The organism is Syntrophorhabdaceae bacterium, assembly GCA_028713955.1.
Lineage (GTDB): Bacteria > Desulfobacterota > Syntrophorhabdia > Syntrophorhabdales > Syntrophorhabdaceae > UBA5609.
Window position 1 is genome coordinate 1 of record JAQTNJ010000062.1, and the last position, 14,440, is coordinate 14,440.

Sequence of the window (14,440 nt, forward strand, 5' to 3'; positions counted from 1 at the left end):
AGATCTTTTTCCTTGGCGAGCAATCGCATGATGATAGATTCGCAGAACTCCGGCACGGTCGGCACTAAATCCCTTACCGGAGGCGGGGGTGAATTGGTGATATTGTACATGAGGGTTGTGATACTGTCCCCTCCGAACGGTTTTTCTCCCGAGAGAAGCTCAAAGAAGACAACGCCAAGGGAGAAGAGATCCGAGCGCCCGTCTACCTTCTGCCCCGATATCTGTTCCGGAGACATATAGCTCGGCGTGCCCATAACCACGCCGGTCTGTGTCCTTGAGGTTGCCATTACCCTTGCAATGCCGAAATCTGCTACCTTTATCTCTCCATTTTTCAGTATCATGATATTGGCAGGTTTGATGTCACGGTGAACGACACCGTTTTCATGCGCGTAATCAAGGGCCGATGCGACAGAGGATATGATCCTCGTTACTTCCTTCAGGGTGAGGAGATTTTCCTTCTGCGTGTATTTTGCCAGATCGGAACCGTCGAGGAGTTCCATTGCCATATAGGCAATATCGTAATCCTCTCCTACGTCGTATATAGTAACGATATTGGGATGAGAGAGCTTGCCTGCCGCCTCTGCCTCGCGGAAGAACCTCTGCTTAAGTTCTGCCACCTGGTCTTCCTCGAAATCGTCATACCTCAGTGTCTTGATAGCCACCACCCTGTTAATCCGCGGGTCTTTGCCGAGATAGACCGTTCCCATTGCGCCGCGCCCCAACTCTTTCGTGATTTCATAACGGCCAAGTGTGGGTTTTGTTTCAGCGCCGTCGATGAGGACGGTGGCATCCTTTCTCCCGCCTGATGGGCCGAAGATCACTGTTTCACCGACGGATTTCAGTTTGCTGACCCTCTCGGCAGTGTCCTTGAATTCCCCTGCCTGCATAATATGTTCGTATGCGGCAACGGCCTTATTGAACTGCCTTTTCCTCTCAAAATCAAGGCCGATATTGTAGATAAGGTCTTTCACGGACTCGTCCTCGACAGGGCACTTTCTGAATTTTTCAAAGGCCATGTCAAGCATGCCCTGACCCTGAAAAGAAAGCCCGAGCATCTTGTTTGTTTCGACACTGTCCGCCTCGACGCGCTCTTTGGCCCTTTCTGTAAAAAGGTAGCGGGCAGAAATGGTTACGATGTAGCCAACAACAAGGAGGAATGCCGGATACATGACCTTGAACCAGTACCCGTATTGTACAAGAAGAAACCATCCGACGGCAGACCACCCGAGGAAGAGTGCCGCCGATATGATGGCAGTGATCCCCGCATGGATCCTTGGCAGAACGAGGGCGAGGAATAACCCGAAGACGATCAATACTGCGAGCTCAAGATAGAATGCCCAGGGAAGACGTACGATATGATTGTTCAGGAGTATATTATCTATCACATTAGCAACAAGGACCCAGGAGGGTATATTGGGTCCGGCCGGCGTGATGAAGGTTGTGCCGATCCCTGTTGCATGAGGCGCAATGATAACGATCCTGTTCTTAAACTGTGTCCCGGGCACCTTGTTGTCAATAATGTCCACGAAGGAGTAAACAGGAAATCCTTTATTGAAGCTGATAAGCATTGTATTCTTTTCATAGGTCGGGATATTGATGTTTTTGATCCGTATCGTATTCGAAATAGTTACGTCTTTGAGATCATAGTTCAGGTACCGGAGGGCAAGCTGCATACCGAAAGAAGGGAAGAGCCTGTTCCCGAAGTTGACAAAGAGCGGTTCGCTCCGCACGGCCCTGTCACTGTCATAGACAACGTTGATGTGGCCCATGGCAGCAGTACGCGACGCAAAAGCGGCAATGGGCGGGATAATCTCTTTGGCGCTGAGAAAACGATCCGGGTTTGTAACGCCTATGGAGTTATTCTTCAAATATTCCGGCAGTTTGACCTCATCCCTCACCGGCATACTGCTGAGGGTGAAGAAGAAAGGAAGAACGACCCTTTTACTTGTCTCTATGGAAGACGATAGGGCGGCATCGTTGTCGAGTCTTTTTTCAGCTTCCTTCAACGCGTCGTATATCTCGCCAAACTGTTTATTCTTAAGCTGCCCTGTTTCTCCTTCAAGTTTTTTGAGGATATCCTGTACCTCCCACAATCCCTGATTGGCGTCGCTTTCAGAATAGAGGAGATTAACACCGATCACCTTGGCATCGTAATTTTTAAGGTTATCGATCATCTCGGCGATGTAGCTTCTTGGCCATGGCCAGCGGCCCATCTTGGCAATGCTTATGTCGTCGATTGCAACGATTGCCAGCGGTGTCGTGGAGTCTTTTGCGCGAAGGTGTACGCCAAAATCGTAAAAACGGTATTCCAGTCCTTCGATGGGGCTCCACTTGAACCAGTAAGCTGCAACCGCCAGAAGCATGATAACAAGCCCGATGATGAATTCTTTGCCGATCATGTCAGTGATCTTTTTCATAACCTTACCTCATTATTAAACTACATCGATGATAAGCTATCATTGCTGCAGACGAACAACTGATAACCCTCCCGAATGTCATTATCTCAAAAAGATTTATGTATTACAATCAATTTTTTTAGTTATTTCCCGAAAATTACAGACAAAAAGGGTAGGCATGGAAGCCTACCCTTTTAATCATCCGTAGAGATCTTAAAGTTTAATGTGCAGCAAGGCAGATATTTACCGCTTCATCCATCCGCTCGATGAATTTGAAATCCATATTCTCCTTAATGCTTTCCGGTACTTCTTCGAGGTCTTTTTCGTTCAGTTTAGGAAGGAGCACGCTTTTTATCCCTGCCCGCTTTGCAGCCAGCACCTTTTGTTTAATGCCGCCCACGGGCAGCACGAGTCCGCGGAGTGTTATCTCGCCGGTCATTGCAACATCATTCCTGACGGGCTTATCCGTCAGGAGAGAGACGAGTGATACGAGCATCGTCACGCCCGCCGATGGGCCGTCCTTCGGAATGGCGCCCTGGGGGACATGGACATGGAGGTCGTTCTTTTCGAAAAAGTCTTCGGCGATCTGGTAATCGTTTGCCTTGCTCCGTATGTAGCTCAACGCGGCCTGGGCGGATTCCTTCATGACGTCCCCGAGCTGGCCGGTGAGCGAGAGCGTGCCTTTTCCTCTCATCTTGGTGGATTCAATGAAAAGGATGTCTCCTCCCGTTGGCGTCCACGCAAGGCCTGTTGCGACGCCCGAGTATTTTGTCCTTTCCGCCACTTCAGCAAAAAATTTGATAGGGCCCAGATAGCCGTGGATAGAGTCTCCCGTGATAACCTGTTTTTCTGTCTTGCCCTGTGCCACGTCCTTTGCCACTGACCTGCAGATCGCTGCGATCTCCCTCTCAAGGTTCCTTACGCCAGATTCTCTCGTGTAAGAGCGGATAATCACCTTCAGCGCCTCGTCCTCAAATTCGATCAGGTCTTCATTGAGGCCGTGTTCGAACCGCTCCTTGGGGATAAGGAACTGCTTCGCTATCATAAGCTTCTCTTCTTCCGTGTAGCCGGGCAGCTCAAGCACCTCCATCCTGTCTTTCAGAGCCGGCGGGACAGTGTCGAGCATATTTGCCGTCGCGATGAACATGACCTTCGAGAGGTCAAAAGTGACTTCGAGGTAATGGTCGCTGAAAGACCAGTTCTGCTCAGGGTCAAGCACCTCAAGAAGCGCGCTGGATGGATCACCCCTGAAGTCCATTCCTATCTTATCCACCTCATCGAGCATGAAGATGGGGTTATTGGAACCGGCCTTCTTGATTCCCTGGATAATTCTCCCCGGCAGTGCTCCCACATAGGTCCTTCTATGTCCCCGTATCTCTGCCTCGTCCCTTATGCCTCCCAGGGACATCCTCATGAACTTTCTTCCAAGGGCCCTTGCAATCGACTTACCGAGTGATGTTTTTCCAACACCGGGAGGACCCACGAAACAGAGTATCGGCCCCTTCATGTCGGCCTTTAATTTCCTCACCGCGAGGTATTCGAGTATTCTCTTTTTTACCTTCACGAGGTTGTAATGGTCTTCGTCGAGGATCGTATTTGCGCTATTGATGTCGAGATTGTCCTCTGTTGCTTTGGCCCACGGCAGCTCCGTCAGCCAGTCGAGATAGGTCCGTGACACGGTATATTCCGCTGACATGGTGCTCATCTTTGAAAGTCTGTCCAGTTCTTTTTCGGCGACCTTGCGGACATCATCGGGCATCTTTGCATCGATAATCTTTTTTCTCGATTCATCAACCTCGCTGAGCCTGTCATCTGTGTCACCGAGCTCTTTCTGAATGGCCTTGAGTTGTTCCCTGAGATAATATTCCCTCTGGGTTTTATCAATGCCTTCCTTTACGTGGGATTGGATCTTGCTGCTCAGCTCGAGGGTCTCAACCTCCCTGTTGAGGAAGATGGTTACCTTTTTGAGCCTTTCCTTGAGGTCTAATCTTTCGAGGATCTCCTGCTTTTCAGTGACGTTGATGTTGATGGTAGAGGCGATCAGGTCGGCAAGGTTCCCCGGGCTCTCTACCTTTGTCGCGATCTGCGTAAGCTCTGACGAGAGGTAGGGCGCCATCTCGATCGCTTTTCTGTAAAGATTTTTGAGATTGATGTACATGGCGTCGATCTCGATGTCCTTCAGGTATTCTTCAAAGATAGGAAGCACCTTTGCCCTGAGGTTAGGTTCTCTGTCTGTAAATTCCACCAGTTTACATCTGCACAATCCCTGTACGACAACCCTCTGGCTTCCATCGACCATCTTTACCATCTTCATGATCGTGGCCACTGTTCCTACTGTATAGAGGTCCTCTATCTCGGGGTCTTCAATGTCGGGATTTTTCTGTGTTATGATGGCGATCATCTTATCCCTGCTCATTGCGTCATCTACAAGCCGTATGGATTTTTCCCGGCCCACAATAAGCGGCATCACGAGATCGGGATAGGCTACGGTACCCCGGAGGGGCAATATGGGCAGTTCAGCGGGAATAAAGACCCTGTCTTTAACGCTCTTATCGTTTTTAAAGCCGATTACCATTGATCCTCCTATTTTTTCACATCCTCAAACTCAGCGTCGACGACATCGTCATCCCTTTTCTGACCTCCCTGTGATGACCTTGTCTGTTCCTGCCCGGGACCCTGTGAGGTCGACTGGGCGGTTTTCTTATATAATATTTCGGCAAATTTATGAGAAACTTTCGTCAAATCTTCGATCGCTCTTTTTATCCGTTCAGATTCACCGCTCTTCAGGGCGTCTTTTGCGGGCGCTAACGCATCTTCGATAGGTTTGATGTCCTCGGCAGATACCTTATCTTTGTTATCGTTTATGGTCTTCTCTGTCTGATATATGATGTTATCGAGCTGGTTTCTCTGGTTGATGTCCTCTTTCTTTTTTTTGTCTTCTTCAGCGTGTGTTTCAGAATCTCTGACCATCTTCTGTATCTCTTCCTCGTTCAACCCAGTTGACGCAGTTATTCTGATGCTCTGTTCCTGGCCCGTTGCATGGTCTTTTGCCGACACATGGAGGATGCCGTTTGCGTCTATGTCAAAGGTGACTTCGATCTGCGGTATGCCTCTTGGCGCAGGCGGCAGACCGATGAGGTGGAATTTTCCAAGGGTTCTGTTGTCGCGGGCCATCTCCCTTTCGCCCTGAAGCACATGTATCTCAACGCTCGTCTGGCTGTCTTCCGCGGTTGTGAATATCTGGCTCTTCTTCGTCGGGATCGTTGTGTTTCTCTCAATGATCCGCGTCATGATCCCGCCCAGTGTCTCGATACCAAGTGAGAGCGGTGTAACATCAAGAAGAAGCACATCCTTTACCTCACCGGCAAGAACCCCTGCCTGGACCGCTGCGCCGAGCGCAACGACTTCATCGGGGTTGACCCCCCTGTGAGGTTCCTTTCCAAAGAATTCTTTTACTACTTCCTGTACCTTCGGTATCCTTGTTGAGCCACCGACAAGCACAACCTCGTCTATCTTGTCTGATGTGAGTTTTGCATCTTCAAGCGCCCTTCTGCATGGCTCAATGGACCTTTGAATCAGGGCGTCAGAGAGTTTTTCAAGCTCTGACCGTCTCAGCTTCATATTGAGGTGTTTAGGACCGGCACTGTCGGCAGTGATAAATGGAAGATTGATCTCTGTCTCGACCGTTGCAGAAAGCTCGATCTTCGCCCTTTCAGCGGCCTCCTTCAGTCTCTGGAGGGCCATCCTGTCCTTAGAAAGGTCAATACCCTGATCCTTTTTGAATTCAGCGACGATCCAGTCAATGACGTTCTGATCGATGTCATCGCCGCCGAGGTGGGTATCGCCGTTCGTTGACTTGACCTCAACAACATTGTCCCCGACCTCCAGTATCGAAATATCGAAGGTGCCGCCGCCAAAGTCATATACCGCTATGGTCTCATCCTTTTTCTTGTCAAGTCCGTAGGCCAGCGCTGATGCCGTAGGCTCATTGATAATGCGGAGCACGTTCAGGCCTGCAATCCTGCCTGCGTCTTTTGTTGCCTGCCTCTGTGAATCGTTGAAGTAAGCGGGAACGGTTACTACGGCGTCATCGATCGTCTGACCCAGGTATGCCTCTGCGGACTTCCTCAGTTTCTGAAGCACAAATGCCGATATCTCCTGGGGCGTATATTGCTTTCCGCGTACCTCGACCCTCACGTTCCCGTCCTGGTCGCTGACGACCTTGTACGGTACTGTTTTGATCTCGCCCTGTACTTCATTGAACCTTCTTCCCATGAATCTCTTTATCGAGAATATCGTGTTCTCAGGGTTTGTGATTGCCTGTCTTTTTGCGGTCTGACCGACAAGTACTTCACCGTCTTTTGTGAAAGCGACAACGCTTGGCGTTAATCTGCTCCCTTCTTCGTTTATTATTACCTTTGGTTCGCCGCCTTCCATGATCGCCACTACGGAGTTAGTCGTTCCAAGGTCTATACCTATAACTTTCTTACCCATTTTCAATCCTCCTGATTGTATTCAAAACTAACTAAATATAATGCCCGACCATGGGGTTGTCAACGCAGAAACAGTATATTTTTTTAAGACGTTTTTTACTTTTATTTCCAGCGTCTGTAAGTAAAAGAGGAGAGAAAAAAGATAAAATTTATGATAACGATCGTTGCCCCTGTCGGGAGGTTTGCCATGAAGGAGATGGCTATACCAAGTATAACTGATGTTATACCGGCCAGGGAAGAGATCACTATCGTTGCCTTGAACCCCCGCGCCAGCTGTAAGGCTGTTACGGGAGGCAGTATGAGGAGGGCCGAGATAAGCATGATCCCAACGAGTTTCATAGCAAGGACAACGGTCAGCGCCGTGAGAAGCACGAGGATCTTATTGATCCGCTCTGTCCTGATACCCGACGCCTTTGCGGACTCTTCATCGAACGTGATGGAGAGCAGTTCCTGGTAAAAGAAGAGGATAACGATTACCAGAATGACGGAGAGCACGATCGAGATCGCCACTTCAGTTGTGTTGATCGCCAGTATGTTCCCGAAGAGGTAGCTGAAAAGATCAACGTTGAACCCCCCTGCTATGCTTGCGATAAGGATACCGACTGCAATGCCCAGTGAAGATACGATCCCGATTGCCGAATCGCCGTATAGGCGTGCCTTTTCGACCAGTTTCAATATCCCGAGGGCGCTGAGCATGACAATGGGGACAGCAACGTAGAACGGATAGGTCCTGAGGAAAAGACCCACGGCAACACTTCCAAAGCTGACATGGGCCAGCCCGTCGCCGATAAGTGAGAGCCGCCGGAGTACAAGAAAAACCCCGAGCGTTGAGCAGAGAATAGCAATGAATGAGCCTGCTATCAATGCCCTCTGAATGAAGCCATGGGTGAAAAGGTCAAAGATATCCATCGTTTTAGTTCACAGCTATCTTTAGCTCATGGCTCATGGCAAAACCGTATATCGTAATTCGTATATCGTATATCGAAATATAAAGCAAAACGAATTAGAATTTTTTCCCTCCATGAGCTGTCAGCCTTGAGCTGGTTCACCATCATGCCTGTGGCATATCATGTGCTGGGAGTGCTCACCAAAATAATCCGTCATATCGCTTGATGTACAGAAGGCATCGAAGGTCCCGTAGAAGATGATCCTGTTGTCGAGATAGAGGAGCCGGGATGCGTACTTGCCGATCGTGCCGATATCATGGGTGATGATGACTATGGTGACCTTCTTGTGCTCATTAAGTGATTGCAGGGTACTGAAGAATTTCTCCCTCGTTTCCGGGTCGAGCGCTGTTGTCGGCTCATCGAGGATAAGGAGCTCAGGCTCGCTGACCAGGGCCTTTGCAATGAGCACCCGCTGTTGCTGGCCCCCTGACAGCTCACCGATAAGCTCGTTCTTTATGGGCGATATGTCCATCAACGATAAAGCGCCGTCTATTGCGCTGTCATCGGACCTGCTTATCCTTTTCGGAAACCCCTTTCTTGACAGCAACCCGAGAGCCACTATCTCCCTGACAGTGGCCGGAAAATGGGGATTGAAAGAGTTGAGCTTTTGCGGGAGATAGCCAACCTTATACCACGCCGAAAACTCCGATGGTCCATACCCGAAGAGCGAGACCCCGCCCCTTGAGGGCTCCAAAAATCCAAGGATCATCTTGATCAGAGTCGTCTTGCCTGAGCCGTTCGGGCCAACGATACCGACATAGTCCCCTGTCGTTAATGAAAACGAGACATCTGCCAGTATTTCTGAAGAATTATACCTGAACGATAGGCCCTGGACAGAAATTATTTCTGCTGACATTGGAGACCAACCTTAAGATTTTCGAGGTTCCGTTCCATAAGTGACAGAAAGGTAGCCCCTTTATCCATATCTTCCTTGCTTATATTATGTGCGCCGTGCAGCTGTAAGAGAGTGGCGCCGGTTTCTTTGGAGATAACCTCGGACACCCTCGGTGTTATAAGCTCTTCATAATAAACGTATTGTATTCCGAGTCTTTCTATCTTCCGTTTCAGCTCAATGATCCGTTGCGGGGTAGGCTCTGAATCCGGCGAGCCGTGGTAAGCTGAGAGGTACTTCAGGTTGTATCGCCTGGCAAGGTAGTTGAAGGCAAAATGGCCGCCGTGGATAAAGGTATCCTTTTTACAGATTGACAGGGCGTCCTTGAACCGTTTGTCGAGCTCATCCAATTTGGCCTTGTAGACCTCAGCATTCTTCATATAATAGTCCTTGCGTGCAGGGTCTTTTTCGATAAGTCTATTGACGATGTTATCGACCATCTTCTGCGCATTGGAAAAGTCCAGCCAGATATGGGGGTCTATCTTGCCGTGCTTATCTTTGTGTCCTTCCTGATGCCCCTTCTCTTTGTGATTATCGTGATCACTTTCTTCTGTGGCTTCAAGAAGCGTTATTCCTCTGCTTGTATCGACGACGATGAGTTTTTTGCTGTCCACACCTTTTATGATGCTTTCTACCCAGGGTTCCATGTATTGTCCGGTATAGATGAAGAGATCCGCCGCATTTATCTTAAGCATATCACCCGGTCTTGGCTCGAAGCTGTGCGCCTCGACCCCGGGGGGAAGGAGAAGGCTTACGTCTGCCCTGTCGCCGGTAATGTTCCTGGTAAAATCGTAAAGCGGGAAAAGGGTAGTGATTACCTGCAGTTTTGCCTGCCCGGCAATGGGTTGCTCCTTTTTCTGGCAGGCGCTTGTATTGAACAGGACAGCGAGGACAATGATACAGTAAAAAGGTATCTTTTGTTTCATATTCGTGCCTCATGATGAGATTGTCTTGGAAATGGAACATCCTTCGCATAGTCCGTAGACCTGCAGCAGGTGTGAAACAACATGGCCCTTCAGATTATTTTTGACCTCTTTCTCAATTTCGCTGGCGCCGCAAAACGAGAGGTCCTCGACCTTTTTACAGGAGACGCAGATAAAGTGATGGTGATGACTGGCGTTCCTGCAGAGGTAGTAGTAGAGCTTGCGGTCAGGGTGGATGATCTTGATGAGGACGCCGCCGTTGGCGAGGTGTTCGAGATTGCGGTAGACCGTTGGAAGGCCTATGCTCTTAAAACGTTTCTTCATCCTCTGCCATACCTCTTCCGGCCCCAGGTATCCTGATTCGGCAGCGAGGATATCGAGGATGGCAAGCCGTTTCGGGGTGACCTTCAGGTTGAGGGTCTTTAGTGTCATTTTAAGGTCTTTATCCATATGCCATCTGACAAATAGAATTTATTTCTATTTGAAAGTATAGATCGCAAAGAGGATGCAGTCAAGGAGGAATATTAGTTATCCGGGGTAGGTAATGATAAATAGAAATTTTTTTTATTATTTAACTCGCTGCAAGCTATCAGCATTCAGCTATCAGCAACAAACCCGTTCATCGCGTTTTTTGTGTTTGTTGAGTTTATCTGGTCTGTTTGATTTTAACGTTGAACGTTGAACATAGAACGTTGAACAGATTTCTTCTCACGGTTTACGTCTCACGACTTACGGGTGTGTTGCTATTTCTCTATCTCATATCCCTTGCGGCGCCACTCGGGAAAACCGGCAGAGAAGAGCATGATGTTAGTATAACCGAGCTTTTTTGCTGCGACCGCAGCCTGTGCACTTGGGTCTCAGCTGTATCCCCTGCAGTAGAATACTATCGGCGTATCCTTTGCCTGCGGGAGGAGCATTGCAAGGGAGGTGAATTTTTCCTGGGGGATATTGACGGCCTTGGGTATGCGGCTGTAGGAGAATTCAAACCCGCTTCTGTTGTCTATGATGACCAACCCCGGCATTTCGGCTATCAGCCTTTTCAGTTCCTCTGCATTGATCTTTTTTATGTTGCCGTCAAGATCGCAGGCAGCGGGAAGGAGGACGAGTAAAGCGATCGATATAAGAACTAATTTTGTTACTACTTTCATGCATTATTCCCTAACGTTGTCACAAGACACATTTAATGCTCCACAACCTTTAAGTATGTCTGCGCTTATACACATTCACGCATGTACGCGTCTACGCAAATATCTCTCTGATCTTTTCTTTTGTCTCTTTGACCTGTTCGTCGGAGAGCTTCAATCCTCCCGGCGTCTGTTCGGGCTTGCTTGCGATGCCGTATATCCGTTCTTTCAGCGCAGCCTGCTTTTCCATGCCGGCAGGGAGCGCCGGGGCTACCCCTATTGCCGTTACTACATCTTCGGGGAATTTGCCCGGATCAGCGGTCTCATATATCACAGCCGGCCTGTCATGTTTACCGTTGAGGTAGAGTTCGAGCGTTCTCCATCCGACAGCGCCGTGGGGGTCAAGGATGATCCCATATTTCTCAAAGACAAGCTTCATCGTTTCATAGTGCAGGGGATTGGTGACCCCCATTGAGACGATATCCTTTCTCATGCGATCCATATCGGGCATCCTGTCGATGATACCGGGTTTTGTCACATTTCCTGTAGCGGCATCCCGTTCATCGTACATGTGTCCGCCGTAAAAATCGATAAGTCGTACCAGGTTGCTTGGATGGGATACGATCATCGCCGAAGACGGCGATTTGATGGACGGCCGTACGACGTATTTCCCTGTTTCAAGGAATTCCGGGAATTCAGTATTCTCATTCACGCCGGAGATAAGTCTTGCAATGGGGAGGCCCATCTGCCGCGCGATGACCGTCCCCATCATGTTGCCGAAATTGCCTGATGGGACGCTGGCAATGAACGGCTCATTACCGGCATCGATCTTCGAGTACGCATAAAAAGGATATACTGCCTGCGGCAAAAGCCTTCCAAGGCTGATCGAATTTGCCGATGTGAACCGTTCGCTGTCATGGAAAAGTCCTTCGGCAAATCCTTTATCTCCAAGGATGTTTTTCGCAAGGGCCTGGCAGACGTCGAAATCGCCGTTCACCTCAAAGGCGTAGATATTATCCCCGAGCGTTGTCATCTGCCTCCGCTGCCCCTCGCTGATCGAGCCCTTCGGGAAGAAGACGATATTGTCTACATTATCAAGGCCATAGAGGGCATCGGCAACAGCCCCTCCCGTATCGCCGCTCGTTGCAACGATTACGACCCTTTTGAGACCTTTCTCGCCGAGAAAATAGTTAAGCGCCCTGCCGAAGAAACGGGCCGCATAGTCCTTGAAGGAATATGTAGGTCCCCTGGTAAGCCACATGATATAAGTTCTGCCGGTCACGTGTTGAACCTTCGTAGGGATCTTGTCCTCACGATATGCATCCTTGAGGAGAACCTTTAGCCTTTCAGCGGGTATTTCGGAGCCGAGGAAGGGGCAGAGAACCTCAAAGGCGATCTGCGCGTACGACATAGGCAGCATGGCTTTGATGCGCTCCGGAGTAAGGGTGGGTACGTCCTTCCGTGCCACCATATAGAGCCCGTAGTTGGATGCCATCCCCTTGAGCAGGGCTGTTTCGAAATTGACCCGCTCATCGTAGTTGTTCGTGCTGTAATAGGTAATTGTACTCATGGCGGTTTAAAGCATACCGGATGTTCTGCCTTTTTTCAACAGAGGAAGTTATGAAAAGACAGGGTTCAAGGGTCCAGGGATTCAAGAGGTCGGGTGATAAAAAGACTTTTAGCAAAAGAATTTTCGCTTGAACCCTTGAACCCTGCGGCCTTAGCGATAGTTGTTTGCTTTATTTTCAAGGTTTCTTATGATATAACTTCTTAATATGACAGGCTTCAACCTGACTCTGTTGAAACAGCACACACCGGTGGTCTTCCTGATGGTCTCATGCGCCTGCGCGTTCTGCCTGACCGATGCGGAGGCAAAAAACTGGTCCCGGTATTTCAGTAACGAAACAAGGTCATACTATTACGACAAGGATAGCATTACCTATCCCTATAAAAAGAAAAGACTCTTCGGCATGGTGACCGATAAAGACACCGTTGGTCTCTGGGTGAAGGTAATCGATCAGGATAAAGAGCCACCCCCCGATGTGGATGCGAACATGGATACGGAGATGTTCCAGCCTGACGAGAATGTTGTCTACGTTGAGGTTACCTGTCCGAAAAAAGAGATCAATGTAAAGGATAATGTGCCTTATGATATGCGGAAAGGCAGAATGACCTCCCGTATCATCATCCCCGATGAAAAGATCCTTCAAGGTGTAAAATCAAGCGACACGAAGGAAGCATTGGTCAGCACAATCTGTAGATAAATAAACCCGAATTCTCCACTGTAGGACGAGCATCTGTGCCGGGCATGATCTCGGAAAGATAGCGGTTCCTGCCGAGATACTGAGCAAGCCTACAAAGCTCACAGATATAGAATTCAGCCTCATCAAGGTACACCCTCAGGCAGGATATGATATCCTGAAAAATGTGTATTTACCCTATCCCATAGCAGAGATAGTCTATCAGCACCATGAAAGACTGGATGGTTCAGGCTATCCCCGGGGGTTAAAGGACGGACAGATCCTCCTTGAGGCATGCATCCTTGCAGCCGCCGACGTGGTAGAGGCCATATCCTCTCACAGGCCATACAGGCCCGCAAAAGGTATCGATGCAGCCCTCGAAGATATCGAGGCGAATAAAGGCATCTTCTATGATACAAAAGCCGTTGATGTGTGTACACGGTTATTCAGGGAGAAGGGGCTTGCATTTGAAGCAACAGCGTCATAATTTGCTTTGTTTCTATCCGTAATAATTCTTTTTCCAGTTTATAAACTCTATTTGTTAGTAGGTGACATTCATGATATTAACTGTTAGGCTATGCCGTAGCGAGGTAATCCACATGGTCCAATGGATTCGAAGTCACGAGGCGATCCTCACGTGGCTAACCGTGTCGTCAACCGTCACCTTTGTTGCGTCCCTTATACTTGTGCCTTTTTTCATAGTTCGAATCCCCGCTGACTATTTCGCACGTGGAAAGGATTATAGAAGGCTTTGGGCTGATCAGCATTTAGTAGCAAGAGGTGTGTTGGTGATAGCGAAGAACCTGCTCGGGTACATCTTCGTTGTGGCTGGAATCTTTATGTTGGTGTTACCGGGCCAGGGTTTGTTGACCATCCTCGTCGGGATCATGTTTCTGAACTTCCGGGGCAAGTACGAACTTGAGCGATGGATCGTTTCGCGCCCGCCTGTGCTTCGATCTATCAACTGGATTCGGCGGCATGCGGGGCGGGCACCTCTGGTTCTTGAAGGATAACACAGATTGGGCATACTTCAAGGATGTTGAGGATCAAGGATATCATCGAACGGGTACCACACGGTTGCTCATTGTTAAATGTTGTAGCCCGTCTAAGCGGAAGAAAGTGTAAACTATATACACGGATCATACCGCGGTGTTGCCTAACAAGCCCATTCAGCTGAGGCCGCTAAGCAAATTTCTCATGCTTCCCTGAGTGCTCGGCGCGGCCCCGTTGATGTGAGGCGTTATACTCTCTTTCATTTGGTAATCTGTGTTCTGCAGCGTCCATAAGACTGTTTGTTGGTAGGTGCATTGTTTTAAATGAACCGTTCGAAGCGTTCCTGCGCTGCCTTGCAGATAGGGCAGGTCTCCGGAGGGCGTTCCCTGGCGCAGAGGTAGCCGCAGACCTTGCATCTCCAGACAGGGAGAG

General features: G+C 49.1%; 11 protein-coding genes. 2 read left to right on the plus strand and 9 right to left on the minus strand.

All coding sequences use genetic code 11. The features are described 5' to 3' along the window. The 9 genes from PHU49_07215 to thrC all read right to left on the minus strand — a co-directional run. The coding region (locus tag PHU49_07215) for a serine/threonine-protein kinase (GenBank protein MDD5243792.1) at positions 1-2,417 on the minus strand (2,417 nt) is incomplete at its 3' end. Positions 2,418-2,616: 199 nt separating this feature from the next. Beyond that, entirely contained in the window at positions 2,617-4,971 is a 2,355-nt protein-coding gene (lon, locus tag PHU49_07220; GenBank protein MDD5243793.1) for an endopeptidase La, read from the minus strand. Positions 4,972-4,979: 8 nt separating this feature from the next. After that, on the minus strand, positions 4,980-6,890 hold the full coding sequence (gene dnaK / locus PHU49_07225; GenBank protein MDD5243794.1) for a molecular chaperone DnaK: 1,911 nt from the start codon (positions 6,888-6,890) through the stop codon (positions 4,980-4,982). A gap of 101 nt (positions 6,891-6,991) precedes the next feature. After that, positions 6,992-7,798, minus strand: coding sequence for a metal ABC transporter permease (locus PHU49_07230; protein MDD5243795.1), 807 nt, complete (start codon positions 7,796-7,798; stop codon positions 6,992-6,994). 120 nt (positions 7,799-7,918) lie between these two features. Then, positions 7,919-8,692, minus strand: a complete 774-nt coding sequence (locus PHU49_07235; GenBank protein ID MDD5243796.1) for a metal ABC transporter ATP-binding protein — start codon at positions 8,690-8,692, stop codon at positions 7,919-7,921. Next, positions 8,677-9,654: a metal ABC transporter substrate-binding protein gene (locus tag PHU49_07240; protein ID MDD5243797.1), complete on the minus strand. Its 978-nt coding sequence runs from the start codon at positions 9,652-9,654 to the stop codon at positions 8,677-8,679. The genes PHU49_07235 and PHU49_07240 overlap by 16 nt, the downstream gene beginning before the upstream one ends. A 9-nt stretch (positions 9,655-9,663) precedes the next feature. Then, positions 9,664-10,101, minus strand: coding sequence for a Fur family transcriptional regulator (locus PHU49_07245; GenBank protein ID MDD5243798.1), 438 nt, complete (start codon positions 10,099-10,101; stop codon positions 9,664-9,666). Between the two features lie 407 nt (positions 10,102-10,508). After that, entirely contained in the window at positions 10,509-10,799 is a 291-nt protein-coding gene (locus PHU49_07250; protein MDD5243799.1) for a rhodanese-like domain-containing protein, read from the minus strand. Between the two features lie 91 nt (positions 10,800-10,890). Further along, positions 10,891-12,345, minus strand: a complete 1,455-nt coding sequence (gene thrC, locus PHU49_07255; protein ID MDD5243800.1) for a threonine synthase — start codon at positions 12,343-12,345, stop codon at positions 10,891-10,893. A 205-nt stretch (positions 12,346-12,550) separates the two neighbouring features. Between thrC and PHU49_07260 the strand changes: the two genes are divergently transcribed. Together PHU49_07260 and PHU49_07265 are read left to right on the plus strand one after the other, a co-directional pair. Next, positions 12,551-13,039 carry a hypothetical protein gene (locus PHU49_07260; protein ID MDD5243801.1) on the plus strand — a complete coding sequence of 163 codons (489 nt, stop codon included), beginning with the start codon at positions 12,551-12,553 and terminating at the stop codon, positions 13,037-13,039. A 31-nt stretch (positions 13,040-13,070) separates the two neighbouring features. Beyond that, positions 13,071-13,502, plus strand: coding sequence for an HD domain-containing protein (locus PHU49_07265; GenBank protein ID MDD5243802.1), 432 nt, complete (start codon positions 13,071-13,073; stop codon positions 13,500-13,502). The last annotated feature ends 938 nt before the right edge of the window (positions 13,503-14,440 follow it).